Source organism: Legionella nautarum, assembly GCF_001467895.1.
Taxonomy (GTDB): Bacteria; Pseudomonadota; Gammaproteobacteria; order Legionellales; family Legionellaceae; genus Tatlockia; species Tatlockia nautarum.
The window spans coordinates 472,298-496,920 of record NZ_LNYO01000024.1 but is presented as its reverse complement, the minus strand read 5'-3'; the positions used below and the strand labels follow the sequence as shown (position 1 = coordinate 496,920).

Below are 24,623 nucleotides of genomic sequence, written 5' to 3'. Positions count from 1 at the left end.
CATGCAAGAATTGTACAAACAAATTTTAGAATCAATCGGTGAAGATGTTGAACGTGAAGGGTTACGAGGTACACCAGAACGAGCTGCTAATGCATTTCGCTATCTTACAAAAGGATACCAAGAGAATCTTGATGAGATTATCAATGATGCTTTGTTTGACTCCGATATGGCTGAGATGGTCATCGTCAAAGATATTGAAATGTATTCTATGTGCGAGCACCATTTACTCCCTTTTTTAGGTAAATGCCATGTAGGTTATCTACCTAATGGGAAAGTATTAGGCTTATCTAAAATAGCCCGTATTGTCGATTATTTTGCAAGACGATTACAAATTCAAGAACGTTTGACCTTAGAAATCGCTGATTGTATTGCCTCAATTACCAATGCACGTGGGGTCGCAGTAGTTATTGAAGCAAAGCATCTTTGCATGATGATGCGTGGTGTTGAAAAACAAAACTCAATTATGACGACTTCCGTCATGCGGGGTGAGATGCAAGAGAGCTCATTGAGTCGCAGTGAATTTTTACGTTTAATTTCTAAAGGCTAATGGTGAAGCGAAAAGCTTCATCATTCTAGTCTAACTTCCTCTTTTTTTTATTTTTTGATCATTCTGATCAATTTACTCCATTGTTTCCTATACTGATAATAACTCGTCTTAGCTATCCATTATTCTAATCAAAGACTTAGAGTCTTTTACAAGGAGGTTGCAAATGCAAAAAATAGGCATTGCTGCACTTTCAATTTTTCTAGGAGGCTGCGTTACAACAGGCAGTGGAAACAACCTATCCGCACCGGGTCCAACAGTCACTCAGGCTTTATTTGATAAGCCTTATGGTACTTCTGCACCAGTAGGTAATCCATCGGTCGTGTACACTGATCAAAATGAAAAACCTCTTAATGCGAAAGACATTAAAGCAATTAATGAAGCCATTGCTGCTGAACACCAGCGTGACTGGGCACCACAGGAAGAGGTGATGCAGCAACTTATGAGCGATGAGATTTAATTCTTACCTACTGTCTACATACAGGGACTTGTCTGGCAATCGTTCGGACTGAGGTATCCCCACGAAATGAAGATTTAAGGAATTTGTATTCATTTTATTCCGTTCAGCCTGAGGAGCACGCATCGCGAGCGTCTCGAAGGCTTGGCTCTCGAAGGGTCTGTCCTGAGGCTCTCAAGGAGATTTTTTGCGACACTTCGAGACAGCGCTGCGCGCTTCCTCAGTGCGAACGGCATAAACAAAATGAGCAATGAACTAAACAGTCTATTTAATTTCTTAGGGATACCTCAGAGCCCGAACGGTTTATGTAGCAACAGTGGACACACTGCGACAGGTAAAGGATAAGAATTTGTCAACGCAGCCTAATTTCAAATCTCACAATAAGAACCAATAGATATAGTTTTATTAGTTGGTAATTTGAAAAACTGGATATCTAATTCCGAATTGCGCAATAAGAAATAAAACAATTTTTTCTGCCATGGATAGAGTGGTGAGGATCTTTTCTTATTTGTAATATTTATTGTCTCTACAAGATAAATGGCTTTCTCAAGTTCAAGAGTAAAAGGAAATATTTTGCTCTGAATTGCTAACTGCAATACACGTGGAATAGACACAGTCTGCATAAAACCATAGTGTAAAATTAATTTATAAATATTTTTTTGCAGTTTTTGTAATTCATAGCGCTTTTTTTCATAAACATAGGGATAGTTTTCCGTAGTCATACTTACAATTAAAACTTGTTCCGGCATAATTCGATTCAGCTTCAAATAATGAAAAAAACTACCACCACTTTTATCATAGGGATCAGCCATAAAAACTGCGGTCACATTATCCAAAAAATTTAATTTAGAAGTTTTCAATTCACCAAGCCCATCCAGTAAAGCAACTCTCTTCATGTAGTAGGAGGCCCGTAAAACTTCCATGCCTTTTTCCCAAGTAATCATCATTGTACCGACCACCAAAGCGAAAACTAGAGGAATCCATGCGCCTTCTTCAATCTTATGGAGGTTAGCCCCCAGAAAAGCTAGATCAATTAAACTGAAAATAAGGAAAACTTGAAGTATTTTTGCAATAGACCATTGCCAATTTAATCGCGCGACGCACATGACCAAAATAGCGACAATAATCATAACCAGGTTAACTGACATCCCATAAGCTGCGGCTAAAGCGTCAGAGCTTCTAAAAATAAGAACCAATAACAAGGTGCCTGTCGCCAGAATGAAATTCACTTGCGGCATATAGATCTGACCTTTTTCTTTTTTTGAAGTATGAATGATAGATAGCCGTGGGCATACATTCAATAAAATTGCCTGTCGGGTTAGGGAAAAACTGGCAGAGATTACTGCCTGAGACGCAATGATTGTTGCTAAAGTAGCAATGATTAATAGCGGATAGGCAAACCAAGAAGGAGCAAGTGCGTAAAATGAATGGGAAATTGCATCCGGCGATTGCAATAAATTGGCTCCCTGCCCAAAATAATTTAATAGCAGTGACGGTAAAGCAACTGCGAACCAACCAATTTGAATCGGCAATCTGCCAAAATGACCCAGATCCGCATACATCGCTTCCGCACCAGTGATCACCAAAAAAACCCCGCTTAATAAAATATAAACATGCCACCCTCCATGCTTAAAAAATAAAAAAGCGTAATAAGGATTAATTGCTCGTAAGACTGTTGGATTATGGATGATGGCATTTAGTCCTAAAACGGCAATGGTTATAAACCAACAAAAAAGAATTGGCCCAAAAGAAAAGCCAATTTTCTCGGTTCCAAAGCGCTGGCAGGCAAATAAAATAAAAAGAATCGCGAAAGATATGGGAACCACTAAGTAGGAAAAACTAGGGGATATCACCTTTAATCCCTCAACAGCACTAATCACTGAAATTGCGGGGGTAATCATGCCATCACCTAGGAGTAAACCGGCTCCAATGATGCCTAAATAGAAAAATAAACGTGGAACTTTTTTATCCTGGCGTCTGAGTAAAGTAACCAAGGCTAAAACCCCGCCTTCGCCGTCATTATCTGCGCGTAGAAAAACAATGACATAACGAGTTGAGATAACTAAAACCAGGGCCCAGAAGACTAGGGATAAGATACCCAAAATGTTTTCAGTGCTAACAGAAATATGCAGTAGAGTTTGTTGTAAGGCATAAATAGGACTCGTTCCTAAGTCACCATAGACAATGCCAAGTGCCGCTAACGATAAGGGAAGGAGTTTTTGTTTTTTCATCGGCATCCTATGCCATTTATCTAACCTTAATGTAATAGCTCATCCCTGCAAGTCATCCCGAGCGTAGCGAAGGATCTAACATAGCAAGCCACGGAGGAGAGTTAGGATAACGTACGAGCGAGATAAGCTAATACACACTAATATCTATAGAGTATAACGACTTTGGCACTTTGAACAGTGTATAACAGAATTCGATTAGCACGGTATTGGCATGGTTGTCATCACTATTTATTTTCATCCCTGCGAAGGCAAGGATGAAAATAAAACCGCAAGGGTGACAATTTGGCTCCGCGAGTTCATTTACTCTGAACTCTTCGCAACTAATCTACTCTTCTGACTGATCTTCTACATCCGCTTCTACTGATAAATCTGCTTCTTCAGATTCTTGTGCTTGCGGGGCAGCTGTTGCTTCTGCTGTTTGTGGCTTATCTTTCCACTCAAGCTTCACGCGGCCTTGTTTATCCACGCCTGCAACATAAACTTCAATTTCTTGTCCTTCAGAGAGAACTGCCTCAACTTTTTGTGAGCGATCAGAACAAATTTGTGAAATATGCAGAAGTCCATCTTTGCCAGGTAATAAATTGATGAATGCACCGAAATCAACAATCTTACTGACTTTACCTTTATAAGTTTGTCCCACTTCAATTTCAGCAATTAGGGCTTTAATTTGTCGTTGAGCTTCTTCCAAAGCATCTGCGTCCGGTGAAAACAGTTGAACTACGCCACTGTCATCGATGTCAATGGCAACACCCGTGCTTTCGATTAAACCTTTAATAGTGCTACCGCCTTTACCAATGATTGTGCGAATTTTATCTTCAGCAACTTTCATAGTTGTAATTCTAGGGGCATGTTTTGATAACTCTTCACGATGTTCAGAGAGAGCAGTATTCATTACGCCAAGAATATGAATTCGGCCGGCTAATGCCTGATCTAAAGCCTGCTCCATAATTTCTTTGGTAATTCCGGTTATTTTGATATCCATCTGCAGCGCTGTGATTCCTTTTTCCGTTCCTGCAACCTTAAAGTCCATATCACCTAAATGATCTTCATCGCCAAGAATATCAGTTAATACTGCAAAGCGATCATTTTCTTTAATTAGACCCATTGCAACCCCAGCAACAGGTGCTTTTAGAGGTACGCCTGCGTCCATTAAAGCTAAGCTTGTTCCACAAACGGTTGCCATAGAACTTGAACCATTCGATTCAGTAATTTCTGACACCACGCGGATAACATAAGGAAATTCGCTTGCAGTAGGTAAAACGGCCATTAAACTACGTTTAGCTAAGCGTCCATGTCCTATTTCGCGTCGCTTCGGACTTCCTACCATACCGACTTCACCCACGGAGAATGGAGGGAAGTTATAATGCAACATAAATCTATCTTTCGATTCGCCACTTAGGCTGTCTAAAGTTTGTGCGTCACGTTCATTACCCAGGGTAGCCGCTACGATTGCTTGAGTTTCACCACGAGTGAATAAAGCCGAACCATGTGCTCTTTCTAGGAATTTTGTACGAATTGCGATTGGCCGCACTGTTTTTTGATCACGTCCATCGATACGTGGTTCTCCAGCAAGAATACGATTTCGTACAATTGCTTTTTCCAGTGAACCTAAAACCTCACTCACTTGTTCTTCTTTGAGCTCTTCACGTTCGCTCATTAAGGCATCAACGAGTTGCTGTCTAATTTCATTCAACCGCTGGTAACGCTGCGTTTTGTCTTTAATTAGATAAGCTTCCGTAACTTGTTCGGTACCTAACTCAGCAACGCGTGTGGTAAGTACAGTATCCACTGGCGGGGCAGTCCAATCCCAGCTTGATTTACCTACTTCTGCTGCTAATTCTTTTATTGCTTTAATCACGCCTTTCATCATTTCATGGCCGTATAACACAGCGCCAAGCATGACTTCTTCACTCAATTCCCGTGCTTCTGATTCTACCATTAGAATAGCGTCTTCAGTTCCAGCAACAACTAAATCGAGATCAGACTCGGCTATTGCTTTAAAGCTAGGGTTAAGGATATAAATACCATCTTTATAACCTACACGAACTGCGCCAATGGGACCTTGGAAAGGAACACCCGAGATCGCTAACGCTGCTGAAGCACCAATCATGGAAATAATGTCAGAGGGAACCTCAGGATTTAATGACATCACCGTTGCAATAACTTGTACTTCGTTATGGAAACCTTCTGGGAATAAAGGTCTCAATGGTCTATCCATTAAACGTGAAGTCAAGGTTTCAAGTTCGCTTGGACGACCTTCTCGCTTATTGAAGCCGCCTGGAATTTTACCCGCTGCATAAGCTTTTTCTTGATAATTTACTGTCAGGGGGAAAAAATTATTATTTTCCGCACCCTCTTTCTTAGCTACCACAGTAACCAGAACTTGTGTGCCCGCCATGCTGGCAAAAACGGCACCATCTGCTTGTCTTGCAATTTCACCTGTCTCGAGCACAAGCGTATGCTCACCGAATCGCACTTCTTTAGTGATTTTAGCCACGTGTGTCACCTCTTTAAAATTGGAATCCTAAAACCGCAAATACAATCTGCTCCATAACTGCAGCGAATCTTAAAGTTTTTTTGATAATTTCCTATTTCATCTTAACGATAAAAAAACTTCCGCCATTATCAAAAAAACTCTAACACTCACAACTTCTGCATCCTCGCGCCAATTGGCTATGTGTCTTTAGGATGTTAACAACGAGAAAAAAAAAGCGCAGAATACTGCGCCTTTCCTTTGAAATTAGATTGTTGAACCTGTTAGCTCTATTGAACATTTTTTGCATGTATCAATAGGAATCACGCAAGCCCAGACTTTGGATCAGAGTCTGATAACGCTCTTGATCATTCTTTTTCAAATACTTGAGCAACTTGCGGCGCTTGTTTACAAGTTCTTGCAAGCCTCGTCGCGAATGGAAATCTTTTTTATTACTTTTAAAATGGTCTGTTAAATACTTAATACGACCTGTCATTAATGAAACTTGTACTTCTGGCGAGCCAGTGTCATTCTCAGCTCGTTTGTACTCATTAACAATTTCTGTTTTTTGTACGCTAGTTAGCGACATATTCACTCCCGAAGATAGCTATGTATTCTTTCAAAGGGGAGCATTCTACCAAGGCATGAGAATAGACACAAGTATTAGATGATAATTTGTGCAATATTTTATTTAAATAAGATCAGCGCCTGATTGTTACTGCATTAAAATGCTAACAGACGCTTCACACTCAAATCACCCTCTTCGTGTAACTCACCTAAGCCAATAAATTCATCCTGATAATAAAGGCGAACCTCTCCCGTAAGACCGTTTTCTTTTCCTTTTATCGCCTTTCCTTGACGTAAAGCCAATAACTCAACGGCATCTAATTGAATTAGAGGTAAATAATTTACCGCTCTCTCCATTGGCAATAAGTAACTTCTTAATTCAGTCATTGCCTGTTGCTGCAAATCATCTAAAGTATACATTGGCTCATCGACAAATCCTGCTGTATTTATTCGATGAAGTTTGGTGACATGAGCACCGACACCAAGAGCATCGCCTATATCCTCTACCAAATTGCGAATATAGGTTCCTTTCGTGCAAGACACTTTTATACCGAAACTTAGGCCATCAAAGGCAATTAACTGTAATTCATGAATTGTAACCGCCCGTGCTTCGCGCTCAATTGAGACGCCTTCTCTTGCATATTTATACAAGGGAGTACCCTTATGTTTTAAGGCAGAAAACATCGATGGAATTTGTTTAATTGGGCCTGTAAATTGTTGGAGAATGGCAAGCACTTCACTTTCGGTTAACTGGAAAGACTCTGTTTGTTCAAGCACTTCTCCCATTGCATCGCCAGTATTCGTTTTTATCCCGAATAAACCCGTTGCCTCATACGATTTATCTGCATCAAGCATGTATTGGCAAAATTTGGTTGCCTCCCCAAAACAAATCGGTAACATACCTGTTGCTAAAGGATCAAGACTCCCAGTATGACCTGCTTTTTTTGCTCGGTATAAGCGCTTCACCTGTTGTAAAACAGCATTTGATGACAATCCCTGAGGTTTATTTACTAATAAAATCCCATTGATGGTTTGATCGCACTCAACTTTCTTCATCTTCATTGTCAGGTGGATTTAAATCATCAATCAAACGGCTTAGACGTCGACCGTACTCTACGGATTCATCATAGATAAAATGCAGTTGTGGAACCGTTCGAAGTTTTACGCTTCGAGCTAAGGCGGTGCGTAAATAACTTGCTGCAGAGTTTAAGATTACTGTAGTTTTTTCAACATCGGCATTTAAAACTGTAAAATACACCTTTGCATGCCCTAAATCCGCGGCTACCTTTACGGCTGAAACCGTCACAAAAGGAGGCAACCGCGGATCTTTGATTTCCTGCTGAATAAGTTGCGATAGCTTGCGTTGCATCATTTCTGCAACGCGATCGATACGCTTGAAGTCATTACTCATAAATCACGCTTAATTTCTATAGTCTCAAATACTTCGATTAAATCGCCGGTCTTAACATCATTATAGTTCTTCACGCCGATACCGCATTCAAATCCTTGGCGTACTTCGACCACATCGTCTTTAAATCGTCGTAATGACTCAAGCGTTCCTTCATAGATAACTACATTATTTCTGAGTACACGGATTGGATTATTACGTTTAATGGCTCCTTCAATCACCATACATCCGGCAATTGCACCCAATTTAGGTGAGCGGAATACATCACGAACTTCTGCAATACCAATAATTTCTTCTTTAAACTGAGGAGCAAGCATGCCAGTTAGAGCACCTTTTACTTGATCCACGATGTCATAGATAACACTGTAGTAATGTAAGGATACACCTTCCTGCTCTACCAAACGTTTAGCACCACTATCTGCACGAACATTAAAACCAATGAGTAAGGCATTGGAAGCGATCGCTAGATGAACATCGGATTCAGTGATCCCACCAACCCCACTAGCAATAATTTCTACCTTGACTTCATCTGTAGATAGTTTGACTAAGGCATCTGCAATTGCTTCAACAGAACCTTGCACATCAGCTTTCAATACGACATTAAGTATTTTCGCTTCCGCTGTCGTCATTGTTTCTAAAATACCTTCGATAGTCGATTTTTGTCGCCTAGCTAATTTAACATCACGGTATCTTCCTTGACGGAATAAGGCCACTTCACGAGCTCTTTTTTCATCAGGAACAACAACTGCTTCATCACCAGCATGCGGAATTGCTGAAAGACCAAGAACTTCAACAGGGATAGAAGGTCCGGCGCTATCAACTTGAGTACCATTATCACTTACTAATGCACGGACGCGTCCATACTGCAAACCAGCGAGTAAAATATCGCCTTTATGCAGAGTTCCACTCTGAACTAAAATAGTTGCAACTGGACCTCGACCTTTATCTAATCGTGATTCGATAACTACACCTTTTGCTGCTCCGTCAGTATTAGCAGTTAATTCTAATACTTCAGATTGCAATAATACGGCATCTAATAATTCATCAATACCTTCGCCTGATTTTGCGGAAATTTTAGCGAACATAGTATCGCCACCCCAAGCTTCAGGGATGACATCATGCGCTGACAACTCATTCATCACCCTATCAGGATCAGCATCTGGCTTATCCATTTTATTAACAGCAACAATAATAGGAACATTAGCCGCTTTCGCATGCTGAATTGCTTCTATTGTCTGTGGTTTAACACCATCATCAGCAGCTACGATCAAAATAACAATGTCAGTTGCTTGCGCACCACGGGCTCGCATTGCAGTAAACGCGGCATGACCAGGAGTATCAAGAAAAGTGATTTTTCCTTTTGGCGTAACCACATGGTAAGCACCAATATGTTGAGTAATACCACCTGCTTCGCCTGCTGCTACCTTAGTTCTGCGGATATAGTCAAGCAATGAGGTTTTACCATGGTCGACATGTCCCATAATAGTCACTACAGGAGCCCGAGACTCCATGACACTACCTTTAGACAACACATCACCTAAATCTTCTTCAATTGCATCTTCTTTTATTGGTCGTGGTCTGTGACCCATTTCTTCAACGACAATAACTGCAGTATCTTGATCAATTACTTGGTTGATGGTAGCCATTGCGCCTAGCCCCATCATTACTTTAATTACCTCAGCTACTTTAACCGACATACGTTTTGCTAATTCAGCAACGGTGATAGTTTCTGGGATTGCTACATCACGAACCACCGGCGATGTAGGCATAGCAAATCCGTGCGTTAAAGCTTCTTCTGCTTCACGATACTTATCTGATTTTTCATTCGGCTTACGTTTCTTCGCCTTGCCTCGCTTATGACGAACTTGCATACCACGTTCATCTTCGTCACGCTCAGGTAGTTGTTGATATTTGCTTTTTTTCTTACCTTTTTTGTACTCCATTTCAGAATCAGTATCACTCTTTTCACTATGCTTTTTCCTAGCAGTTTTTTCTACCTTTTCTGGAATAAGATTAGTAGTAGCGGGCTCATCAGTAGTTGGTAGTTCAACCTCAGATTGGTCAGCAAGGTTTTCTTGTTGCTCTTTTGAACTGGCCTCAGTTGTCTCTTCATCGCTCTGCTCTGCAGGCTGTTCAACTGTTCCACCCTCAGTCGCTTCAACTGCTAACTCAACTGGAATTTCTGTTTCTTGAGCGGCAGTTTCTATTCCATCATGTGCTTCGACAGCAAGCACTTGTTCCTCTTCATGTTCATCTTCTTGTTCAGGATGTTGCTGATCAACGAGTGTACTTCGCTTAACGTAAGTATGTTTTTTACGAACCTCGATACTCACCGTTTTTCCGCTATAGCCATCATGCCCCACTTTGACCTGTGTCAAGCTTTTTCGCTTCAAAGTAATGCGCTCTGGAGTAGTACGTGATTCACGATTAGCATGGCTCTTTAAATGAGTTAGCAAGATCCGCTTCTGCTCTTCATTGACCGTTTGAGTATCATCAGTAAATGACAACCCTGCTTCTTGTAACTGGGTCAATAGGCGCTCAACAGGGATACCAACGACCTGCGCCAATTGTTTAACCGTCACATCCGCCATAAATTTAACCCCCCTTCAGCAATTTCTATCTGTTAAATTGCTCTAATTCTAATGATTCATACGCCAACTCAGCGCAAGAAAAATAAGGCAGCATTACCTCAAATTATTTCAGCTAAGGCAAATGCTAATATTCAATAATTGTTTTTTTTTATTCAAACCAAGGTTCGCGAGCTTTCATAATTAATTCACCAGCCCTTTTTTCTGTCATTCCTGGAATATCAAGTAATTCATCGACTGAATGTTCAGCTAACGCTTCCATGGTAGTTATTCCTTTACTGGCTAAACTAGTCGCCAACTCTTCTGTCATTCCTTCCATAGTAAGAAGTGAATCTGAAGGACTACCAGCTAGACCCTCTCCAGAAGTTAACGCTTGAGTTAATAAAGTATCATTTGCTCTGTTTCTTAACTCCTCTACGATTTCTTCATCAAACTCTTCGATTGCCATTAACTCTTCTTTAGGAACATAGGCAACTTCTTCTAATGAAGAAAACCCATGTGCAACCAAGAGACTGGCAATTTCTTCATCAATTTCAAGAGTGGTAGTAAACAAGTTAATGATCTTGCTTGATTCTTCCTGGCTCTTACTGTTGAATTCCTCGATAGTCATAACATTCAGCGTCCAGCCTGTAAGTTGACTTGCTAACCTTACATTTTGTCCGTTTCGGCCAATTGCTTGTGACAATTGATCTTTTTGCACTGCCAAATCCATTGTATGGCTATCTTCATCCACAACGATAGATGAGATTTCAGCAGGTGCCATGGCATTGATAACGAGCTGCGCAGGATTATCATCCCACAGAATAATATCAACTCTCTCGCCGCCCAACTCACTTGAAACAGCCTGTACTCGCGCGCCACGCATACCAACACAGGCACCTACAGGATCTATTCGGCCATCATTGGTTTTAACTGCAATTTTAGCACGATTGCCAGGTTCACGTGCAGCTGCCTTCACTTCAATAACGTTTTCACCAATTTCAGGCACTTCTATTCGGAACAATTCGATCAGCATTTCATTACGAATTCGACTGACAAAAAGTTGTGGACCCCGTGATTGGGGAGTAATTTCATATAAATAAGCACGTACTCGATCGTTTGGTCGGAACATTTCATTCGGAAGCATTTCTCCTCGTGGCATAAATGCTTCTGCTTTGCCGCCTAAATCGATAATAATATTATCGCGAGTTACTTTTTTAACAGTACCATAAATAAGCTGGCCAAGTTTGTTTTTAAACTGATCGACGACTTGTTGTCTTTCCGCTTCACGCACTTTCTGCATAATAACTTGTCGTGCGGTTTGAGCTGCAATTCGACCAAATTCAATCGATGGCATAGGCTCTTCAATTTTCCCACCAAGCTCAATTGTGGGCACACGCTCTTTAGCTTGCTCAACTGTCAGCTCTCTCTCTGGGAATTTAAGCTCTTCATCTGCAACAACATCCCAGTATCGGAAGGTTTCGTATTCCCCAGTTCGAGGATCAAGCTTCACTCTCACACCAATATCTTTATCGGTGAGTTTACGAGTGGCAGATTCAAGTGCTGCTTGAATCGCTTGCAAAACAACTTCTTTGCTCACACCTTTCTCGTTGGATAATGCCTCAGCAACTAATAACAATTCTTTGCTCATTGTTCGCCTCTCACTCACCTATCAAGTTTGCTTTTACTACATGGGTAAATGGTATTTCTATCTTTTCTTCACCCATTTGTAGTATCAATACATCTTCACTTACATCTAAAATAGTACCCGTAAATTTACGACTACCATTGACCGGTTTGAACAGTTTAACTTGAACATCCTGTCCTAGATATCGCTTATATTGTTCTTTATAAAATAGAGGACGCGGTATGCCGGGAGAAGAAATCTCCAAGCTATAGTTACCCGGAATAGGGTCTTCAACATCCAGGAATGCGCTTATTTGTTTACTTACTCGTTCACAATCATCAATGTTAATGCCATCCTCTTTATCGATGTAAATACGTAGTAGAGAATGTTTACCTTGTGACAAATATTCGCATCCCCACAATTCATATCCAAGATCTTCAACAAGAGGCATTAACATCGCTTCAATTTCGTTTCGTATCATAACCTACTCATTAGTCGGCATTTCTAAATCTAAACTAGATTCAGGCACCCTTTTTCGAAATGATTATCTTTAACGAGTCATCTTGATGAATCTGGTAGTACCCAAAACTACCGAAAAAAACATAATAAAAAACCCCAATAATGGGGTTTAATAAAATTGGTAGCGGGGGCAGGATTTGAACCTACGACCTTCGGGTTATGAGCCCGACGAGCTACCAGGCTGCTCCACCCCGCATCAACTGAGGGCAAGTATACTCACCCTTCTTGAACTTATCAAGTTTTTTTATTGGTTAATGTGGAATTCCTTTTTGTGGCCATCTTTATACACACAGAAAATCATTTCACAACGAAGTACAATACCCAAATAGTGATAGATCCCAGTCAACGTAGGTTGACAATTCTAGAAAACATTCAGTTGAGATAAGCCGGGTCTTGGCATTACAAGATTATATGGGAGCAAAAAAATTTTAATGATGACTGTTTCTATAGATTATGTCGTCGGGCCCAACCTAGGTTATTGAGGCCCGGCGCCTATTCTTAACCTGAAAAAGCATTCGTACAAGCAGTCATTAAAGCTGAAGGGAATATTCCAAAATACAGTAAAGCAAGACAATTAATTGAATAGACCATATTCATTGGAGTTGAAAGTCTAACTGGCGTACTATCGGCTGCTTCATCAAAGTACATCACTTTAACAATGCGCAAATAATAATAAGCACCAACGACCGCAAAGAAAAGACCAAGAACCGCGACCCATGTTAGATTAACATCAACTAACGCCTTTAAAACTAATAGCTTAACGACGAAGCCGGCGGTTGGTGGCACACCCGCCATGGAAAACATAACAATCAACATCATAAACGCTAGCCACGGATTTCTTTTATTTAATCCTTTAAGATCGTCAACGTTCTCGATTTCCAATCCTTTATTTGACATCAATATGACTAAACCAAAAGCAGCGGCGCTCATGAGTGAGTAAATTAATACATAATAGAGAGCAGCAGCATATCCTTCAGGCGTAGCAGACAAAAGTCCGAATAAAGAATAACCTATATGTGCAATAGCTGAATAAGCAAGAAGACGCTTTATATTATTTTGTATCACTGCAAATAGATTACCTAAACCTGTTGATAGTAAAGCCATTACTAATAAAAGTTGTTGCCATTGTTCTATCAAACCAGGTAGACCAAAACCTAAGATTAGTATACGCATTGCCATACCTAGAGCCGCAATTTTAGTCGCAGTACCAATGAATAAGGTCACTGCCGTTGGAGCACCTTGATAAACATCAGGAGCCCACATGTGAAAAGGGATTGATGCTAGTTTAAATCCAATACCGGCAATAAGAAAAACTAAGGCAAAGGTTAATAAGGCGCCCTGCTGTTGTATGCCATTACTAGAAATCGTATTAGCAATTTCAGTAAGCTCAAGCTTGCCGGTCGCTCCATAAAGAAGTGACATCCCATAAAGCAACATTCCTGATGCGATAGCTCCCATAACAAAATACTTTAAAGCAGCTTCACTCGCATCACTATTGCTACGACGAATTGCTGTCATAGCATAAATTGGAAGAGATAATAGTTCCAAGCCTAAATAGATTGTCAGTAAAGAATGCGCGGAAACCAGTATCATCATTCCAAGAGTTGAAAACAGCCCAAGGACATAATAATCACCCTCAGGCATTTGGCGCTCAATGATATAATATCTTGAGTAGAAGAAGCTCAAAAACACAGAGATATAAATGAATACTTTCATTAGTTGAGCAAGATCATCACTAATAAATAGACCACCTAAAATTACCGTTTTAAAACTACCTATAAATAGCAAACTAACACAGGTTGCTAGTGCCAATCCTATTGTCGCGCATGTTAGAGTAATTGCTGGAATACGATGACGAAAAAAAAGCTCAGCAAGCAAGGCAACACAAGCCGTAACCAATATAATCATCTCTGGTAATGCAATATGTACATTTTCAAGTAATGCTATCGTCATGTTTGTTTAACCTTTCAACCTGAAGTTATTTTATAGTTTTGATTTATCTGCCTGTGCAAGCGTATGACTTACGGTCTGATGCACATAATCCAACATAGGCTTTGGATAGACACCTAATGCTATAACCATAAAGGCTAACAATGCATAAGCAGATATTTCAAAGCCAGAAAGATCCTTTAATTTTGCAACTTTTTCATTAGCAATAGGGCCAAAAATTACCCGCTTATACATCCATAGCGTATAGGCCGCTCCGGTAATCAGTGTGGTTGCTGCCCAAAAAGCAATCCAGAAATTTGATTTAAGACTTCCTAGAATAACCATAAATTCTCCGACGAAGCCCGAAGTCCCTGGTAGACCAGCATTCGCCATTGCAAAAAGCATAAAAAAGGACGCAAAGATTGGCATTGTGTTGACAAGGCCACCCATGTCTTTGATTTGTCGAGAGTGTAGCCGATCGTAGATATAGCCAACTCCTGCAAAGAGACCGCTGGAAACGAATGCATGGGAAACAATAACCACAATGGCACCTTCAAGCACTAGTCCCGCATTATTCAAGTTGGATTGATGAGCAATACTAAATATTGCGAAACATCCCAAAGTAACAAAGCCCATGTGTGAAATTGAAGAGTAGGCGATTAAACGCTTCATATCCTTTTGTATAATAGCTACCAAACCAATGTAGACAACAGCGATAAGTGACAAAGCAATCATCACCATCGCGTATTTATTACAAGCATCAGGAACAATAGGTAATGCAAAACGAATAAAACCGTAAGCACCTAGCTTTAGTAAGATTGCTGCTAACACAACAGAACCACCGGCCGGTGCTTCAGTGTGGGCATCAGGTAACCAGGTATGTACTGGGAACATCGGTATTTTTACCGCAAAGCCAAAGAAAAAACCAATTAAAATCAGGGTTTGTGCTGTCATACCTAATTTAAGCGCATAGAAGGTTTCGATTTTAAAATTACCTGCTTGATATCCCATATACAAGAATGCGGCAAGCATTAGTACTGAACCAAGGAAGGTATAAAGGAAAAACTTAATTGCGGCATAAACTCGGTTGGATGAACCCCAGATTCCAATGATCAAATACATTGGGATTAAGGTTGCTTCCCAGAAAATATAAAATACGATGGCATCCATTGCTGAAAAGACACCAACTAATAAACCTTGCATAATCAAAAACGCAGCCATATATTGACCCACGCGCGTTTCAATACTCTCCCATGTTGCAAGAATCACAATGAGAGTTGTGAAAATGCTTAAGACAATAAGAAGTAACGATAAGCCGTCGATTCCTAAACTATAATTAATTCCCAAGGCAGGCATCCATGCAATTTCTTCAATGTATTGCATGCTATATGTATTAACATCGAATCCAGAAACTAATGGAATGCATATCAGTAACGTTAAAATCACCGTAAACAACGATAAATAACGCGATACATTTGGATTCTTATCATCACCAGTGAGAAATACAAATACTCCCCCAATGATAGGTAACCAGATCAGTAAATTGAGCAAATGATGCATACCTTCACCTTATAATCAGCCAAGTAACAACCAGCATAGAAAAACAAAAAGACCTAACACCATAAAAGTTGCATAATGGTATAAGTATCCGCTTTGTATATTTCGGCCCTTTTGTGCAAACCATCTAATCGTGCGGCCCGCTCCATTAACAACCATACCATCGATAAGTTTTTGATCACCTATCTGATAGAAGAATCCACCTAAGCCTTTTGTACCACGAACAATAACATGATCGTTGAATGCATCAAACCAATATTTGTTGACTAGGGCACTATAAATCCAAGAAAACTTTTTCGAGATCTTAGCTGGTATAGTTGGAACCGCAATATAGCAAACCCAAGTCAGAACAACCCCTACAACGACCAGCCAGAAAACAGGAGTTAGAACAGCATCTAAAGCAGCTTGCAAAGGCGAACTCGCCTCTCGTGCAATCTCAGCAAGGACATTATGAGCTGGAAGGACAAACAAAGTATTACCAAACAAAGTAGGTTTATCGAAGAGCATTGGTTCGTAAAGAATATAACCAATAATGACTGAAGGGATTGCTAACATTACCAGAGGCAGCCATACTACCCAAGGTGACTCGTGGACATGAGACCAAGTATGTTCGTCCATGCGTGGCTTACCATGGAAAGTCATAAATAAAGCTCTGAATGTATAGACAGCAGTAACAAACGCGCCAATTGCCACACAAAAATAAGCGTAGCCTGAACCCGGAATTTCAGACAATTTTGCCGCTTCGATAATAGTGTCTTTAGAATAAAAACCTGCAAATGGTGGAACTGCACAAAGAGCTAAGCTCCCAATGATAAATGTAATATAGGTAATTGGCATTCTACGCCATAACCCACCCATCTTACGCATATCTTGCTCATGATGCATACCAAGAATAACAGAACCTGCACCTAAGAATAATAGCGCTTTAAAGCAAGCATGAGTCAATAGATGGAAGATACCAGCATTATAAGCGGAAGCCCCCATTGCTACCATCATATAACCTAGCTGTGATAAGGTTGAATAAGCAATAACACGCTTAATATCATTCATCACTATCGCTAAAATTCCAGTGAATAAAGCGCCTGTTGCACCGATGACGAGAATTACACTCAACGAGACAGTTGATAGCTCCACCAGAGGGGAAATTCTTGCAATCATAAATACGCCAGCAGTAACCATTGTGGCGGCGTGAATTAATGCCGAAATGGGCGTCGGACCTTCCATCGATTCAGGCAACCACACATGAAGTGGTATTTGAGCTGATTTACCCATTGCCCCTACATAAAGTAATAAACAGCTGACTGTGATCACGGACCATGGATGACCAGAGAACAATTCTATATTTTGATTCGCTAAACTATTAGCACTACGGAATACTGTTTCATAATCTATACTTCCGGTATAGCTTAAAAGCATCCCTATACCTAAGACGAAACCGAAATCACCTATGCGGTTAACAATAAATGCTTTTAAACCGCCTTGGATTGCTGACTCTTTTTGGTACCAGAAACTGATAAGTAAATAGGATACTAAGCCTACGCCTTCCCAACCAAAGAAAAGCTGTAGGAAGTTGTTAGCGGTTACCAGCATTAACATCATGAAAGTAAATAATGAGATATAGCTAAAGAAACGCTGATATCCATCATCATCAGCCATATAGCCAATACTATAGATATGGACTAAAAAAGAAACGAAGTTAACAACCACCAGCATGATGACTGTAAGTCGATCGATCAAAAACCCAATATTAAAGGTGTAAGGAAATAAATCACCGCCACCAACCCAAGTATAGAGGTTGACATTGACTGCTTCGGATGCACCACTCAAAATAAGTCCGGCGACATATAGAGATAATAAAAGGGATATGCCTACACCAGTAATAGTGGCAGTCTGAGCCCCGATTCTGCCTATTTGGTTACGAAAAAAACCTGCAATGATTGAACCAATGAGGGGTGCCAGAACAATGATTAGACATAGTTGTTGAATGTTCACGTTGTTAACCTTTTAAATGATTCATCTTATCAACATCGATATTGCCCCGATTACGGAATAGCAACACCACTATAGCCAAACCGATAGCTGCTTCGGCAGCTGCAACGGTTAGTATAAAAAAGACAAATATCTGTCCAGCTATCCCTCCGTAATAATGAGAGAATGCAATAAAGTTAGTGTTTACAGCTAGCAGCATTAACTCAATGCACACAAGCAACAGTATGATATTTTTGCGGTTTAACATAATACCGACAAGGCCAAGGCCAAACAAAATTGCAGCCAATATCAGATAATGGAGTACGGGTATCATTTATCTTCCTAGTGTTTATTTCTCTGATTTCATGTTGATAAGTTTTAGTCTGTCTTTAGGACTTGTCATAATCTGCTGTTTGATATCTTGGCGCTTAGAGCGGGTTACTCCACGATGCGCTAAGGTCACTGCAGATATTATTGCAACTAAAAGAAGAACCGCTGCAATTTCAAATGCAAGGACATAATCAGTATAAAGGACTAAGCCTATTCTTTCGGTATTAGACGGCGGATTTACCGGCGCTAAATAATTCTCATTGCTAGGTTGATAATTTTCTGTGGTCGGGCCTTTTTCAACGCCATTCGTAAAACTCCCCTCAGGTAAAGCAACAAGCAACAAACCGACAAGTAGGGCAACTAGGATGAGGGCGAAGGGTAAATATTTTAGAAAATGGGTTTTCATGGACTCCACATCAATATTGAGCATCATGACCACGAATAAGAACAAGGTCATCACTGCGCCCACGTAGACCAAAACAAGTATCAATGCGAGAAATTCAGCTTCTGCTACTATCCAAATTACTGCACTTGCGAAGAAAGTTACTACTAAAAAAAGTACGCAGCGTACCGGATTATTTTGAGTAATAACCATCAATGCCGACAGAATTGCTAATCCTGCGAATCCATAAAAAACAATCTGTAAAAATATGTCATGCATTTTCTAACCCCGTTAGCGCCATTCTTTATCGGCTTCTCTGTCTGCTGCTAATTTCTTTTCCATTAAATCACCTACGGCAAGCAATTTCTCTTTCGTCATTATATTTTGCCCACGTTCGCTTATATGATAATGGTGAATTGGTGTAACCACGATTGAATCAACTGGGCAAGATTCTTCACACAAACCACAGTTAATACATTTAAACATATCTATATCATAACGCGTAGTGCGCCGCGAGCCATCTGCTCTTGGCTCTGACTCAATCGTAATAGCTAGTGCGGGGCAGACTGCTTCACATAATTTACAGGCAATGCATCTTTCTTCACCATTAGGATAACGACGCAGCGCAAGTAACCCCCGGAATCGTGGTGACAAAGGAGTATGCTCTTCGGGGAATTGCACTGTTACTTTTTTCTTAAAGAAATATCTTCCTGTTACTTTCAAACCAGCTAATAGTTCCAGAAGCAGAAAGCTGCGAAGATAATGTCTGATGTATCGATATACTTTTTTCATTAGCCTGCTCAATTACTGGTTAAAACCACGGTTTAAGGTGTGTCATGACCATTAATGCTGTCACTACAATCCACACAATAGTCATAGGAATTAATACCTTCCACCCTAACCGCATTAATTGGTCATAACGGTATCTAGGGAAGGTGGCACGAATCCACAAATATACAAACAGAAAGAAAGAAATTTTTATTAATAACCAAACAAATCCTGGGACAAAAAAGAAAATATCTTGAAGTGTAGGTATTCCTTCAAACGGTGATAACCATCCACCAAGAAATAATATGGCCATGATTGTTGAAATAAGAATCATGCTGGCATATTCAGAAAGGAAAAATAGAGCAAACCCGATTGCAGAATATTCCACATGGAAGCCTGCCACAATCTCTGACTCACCTTCCGCTAAATCGAAAGGAGCTCGATTGGTTTCAGCGATTCCTGCAATCCAGAAAGTCATGAATAGAGGTAATAAGGGTAGAAACCACCAATGCCAAATACCGCCATGTTGTGACTCAACAATTTCACTCATGTTCAGGCTACCTGCGGCTAGTAAAACGCCAACAATCGAAAAGCCCATCGCAATTTCGTAGGATATAGTTTGGGCAGCACTTCGTAATGAACCGAACATGGCATATTTTGAGTTGGATGCCCAACCAGCAATCAGTACACCGTATACGCCTAAGGAGCTCAAAGCAAACAGGTAAAGAAGGCCAGCATTTATGTTAGCAAGAACGATACCTTGCGAAAAAGGGATTACAGCCCAACCCGCTAATGCCGGGGTCAATGCAAATAAAGGAGCTATCACAAAGAGATATTTGTTTGATTTTGTCGGAACAATAATCTCTTTTGTAATCAGTTTAAGTAAATCAGCAAAAGGTTGTAATAACCCTTTTATACCGACGCGATTAGGTCCTATTCGTACCTGAATATAACCAATGACTTTTCGCTCAGCATAAGTCAGGTATGCAACTCCAAGTAAAAGTGGAATCACAATGATTAGAATTTTTATAATTATCCACAGCAAAATGCCAATGTCTTGTAGCATATTTTTACCTGTTAGCGCTTGATTGTTATTGCAGCAAAGGAATAACCTAAGTCTGCGGTCTCCGGCATAGCATTTGCAACCCATATTACATCGGGTGCCATGCGCTCATCGCGTTTAAGCGGCAATGTTATCTCAATATCACCTTGAGATACAGTAGCAACTTCATCTAATTTCAATCGATTAGCCGTATTCGGATGTATTCTTATGCAGGCAGATTCCGCTGCAGCACAAGTTTGTAGTTCCTGTGCATGTCGCACTATCACATCGGCGCGATAGAGAGGCCATTCGCCGACACGAACTAGCTCTTGGTTATTAGCAGGAAGTGACTCGGGGAAGTAAGGCTCATATTTTGTTTCAGCAGTCATCGACGCTAACGACTTCATTTCATTGAGTATATCTTCTGAGGAAACATAATCAAAATCTTTGCAATGAAGCAAGTTGGCGATGACTCTTAAAATTTTCCACGCGGGTCGAGCTTCACCGTAGGGCTTTTGTGCACCTTTTACGGATTGCCATAGTTTGTCAACATTAATATAGGTTCCTGAGGTCTCTGCATAAGGCGCTATGGGTAAAATGACATCTGCATAATCATGCATAGACTCATTTTCAAAAGCGTTGAGCATAACCACAAATTCTGCTGCTAACATCGATTGTCTAGTACGGTAGGGATTAGCAAAATCAAACCCTGGCTCAACGGCTAACAAGAAATATCCTTTCAACTTAGCATCTAATGCTGCTTGTACATCGATGCCAGGGGTATTAACAGGCTTAGCCGCTGCTGTTCGATGAGGTAACATTCCTGCGAAACAAGCACCAGCACTGTTTGCCCCGGTTGTTAAGCGTAATACTTTGACCTGACTAGTTTCTTCGATGAGATGGACCAAAGTACGCAATAAGGAGGCATCAGGATGATTTTCGCAAAGGGCACCGGTAATTATTGCGGCATTAGGTTGTTTTAATGCTAGAGCAATAGCCTTCGTTGCCTTATCAGGCTCTAATCCTAGCAATAATTTTTGCACCTCTTCAGGCATGAGCTTAACGTCTTCTGTCATTGCAACAAGAAGCTTGGCTAGCTGCATAACCATTTCCTGTGGGGATACAATTAGCTTTTCACTGAGATCAAAACGGTAGTCATAATCAACTGGATTAATAGCATATAATTTTGCGCCATTTCTAAACGCTTTACGTGCACGAATGCCTGCTAAGGGTACTTCTCGATCAATATTACAACCTAAGATAAGGATTGCTTTTTGACTCTCCAGTTCACTGTATTTTAATGAGCTGCTAGGCATTGTTGCTTGGGTAGTTTGATCACGAAAATCAGTCTGCTGAATGCGGTGATCAAGATTATTCACCCCCAATTCGCGCATTAACTTTTGTAGTAAGTACTGCTCTTCAAGAGTCGACGAAGAAGATGAAAAGGCGGCAAATTGTTCAGGGCCGTGTTGTTTGATGACACGGCTTATCCCTTCTGCAGCAAATTTAAGTGCTGCTTGCCAATTTACGGTTTCCCATTGGCCATTTTTCTTGATTCTAGGTTGACTAGCTCGGGCATCAATATTAGTCAATCCCAAATAACTGAAGCGATCTCTATCCGAAAGCCAAGTTTCATTGATCTCTTCATTCTCCTTAGGAACTGCACGCATTAGTTCGTTGCGGCGAACATGTAAATAGACATTCGATCCTAGGCAATCATGTGGGGCCAGGCTGTCGTGTTGCGTCACTTCCCAAGCTCTTGCTGTAAAACGATAAGGCTTAGAAGTTAGAGCGCCCACGGGGCATAGATCAATTACATTACCAGAAACTTCTGAGGTGATGCTGTGCTGGATATAAGTTCCAATTTGCATATGCTCACCACGACCGGTAGCACCAAGCTCCCGTAATCCAGCAACTTCTTCTCCAAAACGGACACATCGTGTACAGTGAATACAGCGTGTCATTTCAGTGGCGATTAATGGACCAAGATTATCATCAGAAACAGAGCGCTTAGACTCTTTGTATTCTGAAGCATCATGACCAAAGCCCATGGAAAGATCTTGTAATTCGCACTCCCCACCTTGATCACATATCGGACAATCAAGAGGGTGATTGATTAAGAGGAATTCCATCACTGCTTGTTGTGAACGAACCGCTTCTTCTGACTTTGTAAAAACTTTCATGCCATTAGTAATTGGGGTGGCACAGGCAGGAACAGGCTTACGACTATTCTCTACCTCAACTAGGCACATGCGGCAATTTGCTGCAACAGATAATTTTTTATGGTAGCAGAAACGTGGAATATAAATTCCTGCCTCATCTGCAACCTCAATGATCATCTTGCCATTTTCTACTTCAAATGTTTTACCGTCGATTTCAATGGTAGCCATTGTTTAAACCTTCTCAATTATGCTGCGACGACCGAGCGTTTGTGCTTAATGAAATAATCAAATTCATGGTAAAAATGTTTGACAAAACTTTGTACGGGCCATGCAGCTGCTTCACCTAAAGCACAGATTGTTCGACCTTCAATTTTGTCAGCTACATTAGCAAGTTTTTCAATATCACCAGGCTCACCATGTCCTTCTTTTATGCGATGAATTAAACGCACTAACCAGCCCGTTCCTTCACGACATGGAGTACATTGACCGCATGACTCATCCATATAAAATTCTGAGATACGATACAGTGCATCAACCATACAAGTTGTCTCATCCATAATAATCACTGCACCTGAACCTAGACCTGAACCTGCTTTTTGAATGCTGTCGTAGTCCATATCAAGGTTCATCATGATGTCACCAGGTAGTACTTTCATAGAAGTTCCACCTGGAATTACTGCTTTAATCTTTCTACCTTCTCGTACGCCACCTGCCAGTTCTAACAGCGTTTTAAACGGTGTCCCAAGTGGAATCTCAAAATTTCCAGGCTTGTTAACATGGCCACTCACGCAAAAGCATTTTGTACCACCGTTATTCGGTTTACCTAAACGTAGAAACCACTCTCCGCCTTTTTCCATGATAACAGGAACAGAGGCAAAAGTTTCGGTGTTATTAATCGTTGTAGGTTTACCATATAAACCATAATTGGCTGGGAATGGTGGTTTAAAACGCGGCTGTCCTTTTTTCCCTTCAAGAGAATTCAATAGTGCAGTTTCTTCACCGCAAATATAGGCACCAGCCCCTAAGTGATTATATAAATCAAATCTAAAATCACTTCCTAAAATATTGTTACCTAATAGACCTGCGGCATAGGCTTCTTTTAGCGCGGACTCCATTCTTTCGTAAGGCAACCAAAATTCACCGCGAATATAGTTATAGCCGACAGTAGCTCCCATCGCATAACCGGCAATAGCCATACCTTCTATTAATTGATGCGGATTTCGGCTCAAAATTTCACGATCTTTGCAAGTGCCTGGTTCACCTTCGTCGGAATTACAAACTACGTATTTTTGTCCCGGTGAATTTCGATTCATGAAGCTCCATTTAAGCCCTGTAGGAAATCCTGCACCTCCTCGCCCACGTAGTGCTGAAGTTTTCAATTCTTCAACGATCTGCTGAGGCGGTGTTTGTTCTTTTAAAATACGGCGCCATGCACTATACCCACCTATGCTTTCATAAGCCTTAAGTGTCCAAGGTTCCTCTAAATGGAATGTTCGGTAACAGACTTGATTTTGTTCAACCATGACAACTACCTCTATCGTTCATTCGTACTGTTCCAAAACTTCGTCAACTTTTTCAGCAGTCAAGTTCTCGTGATAATTTTTATCAACTTGCATCATAGGTGCATTGACACAAGCACCAAGGCATTCAACCGACCGAAGAGTAAATCGACCATCTTTTGTTGTCTCGCCCAACTGAATGCCCAATTTTTTCTGTAAATGTTTCACGATTTCTGATGAACCAGTAAGTTTACAGGAAATATTTGTACATACATTAATTAGATGGCGTCCGATTGGCTTATGTTCATACATGGTATAAAAAGAGGCTACTTCATACACTGCAATCGGAGGCATTTCTAAGTATTCAGCAATAGCATCCATAAGCTCGGGCGTTAGATAACCTTTTTCTTCCTGAACTATTCGTAAAGCTGACATTACTGCCGATTGCTTTTCTTCTTTTGGATATTTTGCAATCCAAAGGTCAATTTCATCCACACTTGCAGATGATATTAATTGATGAAGTAACTGTGTTGATTTATCGGGCATTCTTTCTAACCTTTAATACGAATTAATTAAACGAAAAATCTCACTTG

At 40.6% G+C, this 24,623-nt stretch carries 19 protein-coding genes, 1 tRNA gene and 2 pseudogenes; 2 read left to right on the top strand and 20 right to left on the bottom strand.

Annotated elements, in window-relative coordinates; translation table 11 throughout:
- Nucleotide 1: 1 nt before the first annotated feature.
- Both folE and Lnau_RS13935 read left to right on the top strand, forming a co-directional pair.
- Complete coding sequence (folE, locus tag Lnau_RS13940; RefSeq protein ID WP_058505738.1) at nucleotides 2-547, top strand: GTP cyclohydrolase I FolE; 546 nt, start codon at nucleotides 2-4, stop codon at nucleotides 545-547.
- Nucleotides 548-710: 163 nt separating this feature from the next.
- Entirely contained in the window at nucleotides 711-1,004 is a 294-nt protein-coding gene (locus tag Lnau_RS13935; RefSeq protein ID WP_058505737.1) for a hypothetical protein, read from the top strand.
- 365 nt (nucleotides 1,005-1,369) lie between these two features.
- Here Lnau_RS13935 and Lnau_RS13930 read toward each other — a convergent pair whose 3' ends face one another.
- The 20 genes and pseudogenes from Lnau_RS13930 to nuoE form a co-directional block, all read right to left on the bottom strand.
- On the bottom strand, nucleotides 1,370-3,232 hold the full coding sequence (locus Lnau_RS13930; protein WP_058505736.1) for a potassium transporter Kup: 1,863 nt from the start codon (nucleotides 3,230-3,232) through the stop codon (nucleotides 1,370-1,372).
- Between the two features lie 325 nt (nucleotides 3,233-3,557).
- Complete coding sequence (gene pnp / locus Lnau_RS13925) at nucleotides 3,558-5,729, bottom strand: polyribonucleotide nucleotidyltransferase (protein ID WP_058505735.1); 2,172 nt, start codon at nucleotides 5,727-5,729, stop codon at nucleotides 3,558-3,560.
- 289 nt (nucleotides 5,730-6,018) lie between these two features.
- Nucleotides 6,019-6,294: a 30S ribosomal protein S15 gene (gene rpsO / locus Lnau_RS13920; RefSeq protein ID WP_058505734.1), complete on the bottom strand. Its 276-nt coding sequence runs from the start codon at nucleotides 6,292-6,294 to the stop codon at nucleotides 6,019-6,021.
- Nucleotides 6,295-6,428: 134 nt separating this feature from the next.
- Nucleotides 6,429-7,328 (bottom strand): tRNA pseudouridine(55) synthase TruB, encoded by a 900-nt coding sequence (truB, locus tag Lnau_RS13915; RefSeq protein ID WP_058505733.1) that lies wholly within the window; start codon nucleotides 7,326-7,328, stop codon nucleotides 6,429-6,431.
- Nucleotides 7,315-7,683, bottom strand: coding sequence for a 30S ribosome-binding factor RbfA (gene rbfA, locus Lnau_RS13910; protein WP_058505732.1), 369 nt, complete (start codon nucleotides 7,681-7,683; stop codon nucleotides 7,315-7,317). Before rbfA ends, truB begins: the two co-directional genes overlap by 14 nt.
- Nucleotides 7,680-9,755, bottom strand: a pseudogene (gene infB, locus Lnau_RS13905) (translation initiation factor IF-2); the annotation flags it as partial. The gene rbfA and the pseudogene infB, both read right to left, overlap by 4 nt.
- An 83-nt stretch (nucleotides 9,756-9,838) precedes the next feature.
- Nucleotides 9,839-10,271: pseudogene (locus tag Lnau_RS17005) on the bottom strand (translation initiation factor IF-2 associated domain-containing protein); the annotation flags it as partial.
- 148 nt (nucleotides 10,272-10,419) lie between these two features.
- The gene (gene nusA, locus Lnau_RS13900) at nucleotides 10,420-11,898 is read right to left on the bottom strand and encodes a transcription termination factor NusA (protein WP_058505730.1); all 1,479 of its coding nucleotides are present in this window, start codon (nucleotides 11,896-11,898) and stop codon (nucleotides 10,420-10,422) included.
- Between the two features lie 10 nt (nucleotides 11,899-11,908).
- Nucleotides 11,909-12,355, bottom strand: coding sequence for a ribosome maturation factor RimP (gene rimP / locus Lnau_RS13895; RefSeq protein ID WP_058505729.1), 447 nt, complete (start codon nucleotides 12,353-12,355; stop codon nucleotides 11,909-11,911).
- 157 nt (nucleotides 12,356-12,512) lie between these two features.
- Nucleotides 12,513-12,589 (bottom strand) — tRNA-Met (locus tag Lnau_RS13890).
- 302 nt (nucleotides 12,590-12,891) lie between these two features.
- Complete coding sequence (nuoN, locus tag Lnau_RS13885; protein ID WP_058505728.1) at nucleotides 12,892-14,346, bottom strand: NADH-quinone oxidoreductase subunit NuoN; 1,455 nt, start codon at nucleotides 14,344-14,346, stop codon at nucleotides 12,892-12,894.
- Between the two features lie 30 nt (nucleotides 14,347-14,376).
- Nucleotides 14,377-15,882, bottom strand: a complete 1,506-nt coding sequence (locus Lnau_RS13880) for a complex I subunit 4 family protein (RefSeq protein WP_058505727.1) — start codon at nucleotides 15,880-15,882, stop codon at nucleotides 14,377-14,379.
- A 15-nt stretch (nucleotides 15,883-15,897) separates the two neighbouring features.
- Nucleotides 15,898-17,871: an NADH-quinone oxidoreductase subunit L gene (gene nuoL / locus Lnau_RS13875; protein WP_058505726.1), complete on the bottom strand. Its 1,974-nt coding sequence runs from the start codon at nucleotides 17,869-17,871 to the stop codon at nucleotides 15,898-15,900.
- A gap of 4 nt (nucleotides 17,872-17,875) precedes the next feature.
- Nucleotides 17,876-18,181, bottom strand: a complete 306-nt coding sequence (gene nuoK / locus Lnau_RS13870) for an NADH-quinone oxidoreductase subunit NuoK (protein ID WP_058505725.1) — start codon at nucleotides 18,179-18,181, stop codon at nucleotides 17,876-17,878.
- Between the two features lie 15 nt (nucleotides 18,182-18,196).
- Complete coding sequence (locus Lnau_RS13865) at nucleotides 18,197-18,838, bottom strand: NADH-quinone oxidoreductase subunit J (protein ID WP_058505724.1); 642 nt, start codon at nucleotides 18,836-18,838, stop codon at nucleotides 18,197-18,199.
- Between the two features lie 12 nt (nucleotides 18,839-18,850).
- Nucleotides 18,851-19,351 (bottom strand): NADH-quinone oxidoreductase subunit NuoI, encoded by a 501-nt coding sequence (gene nuoI / locus Lnau_RS13860; RefSeq protein WP_058505723.1) that lies wholly within the window; start codon nucleotides 19,349-19,351, stop codon nucleotides 18,851-18,853.
- A gap of 19 nt (nucleotides 19,352-19,370) precedes the next feature.
- Nucleotides 19,371-20,393, bottom strand: coding sequence for an NADH-quinone oxidoreductase subunit NuoH (gene nuoH, locus Lnau_RS13855; RefSeq protein WP_058505722.1), 1,023 nt, complete (start codon nucleotides 20,391-20,393; stop codon nucleotides 19,371-19,373).
- 11 nt (nucleotides 20,394-20,404) lie between these two features.
- The gene (gene nuoG, locus Lnau_RS13850) at nucleotides 20,405-22,759 is read right to left on the bottom strand and encodes an NADH-quinone oxidoreductase subunit NuoG (protein ID WP_058505721.1); all 2,355 of its coding nucleotides are present in this window, start codon (nucleotides 22,757-22,759) and stop codon (nucleotides 20,405-20,407) included.
- A 17-nt stretch (nucleotides 22,760-22,776) separates the two neighbouring features.
- Nucleotides 22,777-24,054 carry an NADH-quinone oxidoreductase subunit NuoF gene (gene nuoF / locus Lnau_RS13845; RefSeq protein WP_058505720.1) on the bottom strand — a complete coding sequence of 426 codons (1,278 nt, stop codon included), beginning with the start codon at nucleotides 24,052-24,054 and terminating at the stop codon, nucleotides 22,777-22,779.
- 18 nt (nucleotides 24,055-24,072) lie between these two features.
- Nucleotides 24,073-24,576, bottom strand: a complete 504-nt coding sequence (gene nuoE / locus Lnau_RS13840) for an NADH-quinone oxidoreductase subunit NuoE (RefSeq protein WP_058505719.1) — start codon at nucleotides 24,574-24,576, stop codon at nucleotides 24,073-24,075.
- Between the last annotated feature and the right edge of the window lie 47 nt (nucleotides 24,577-24,623).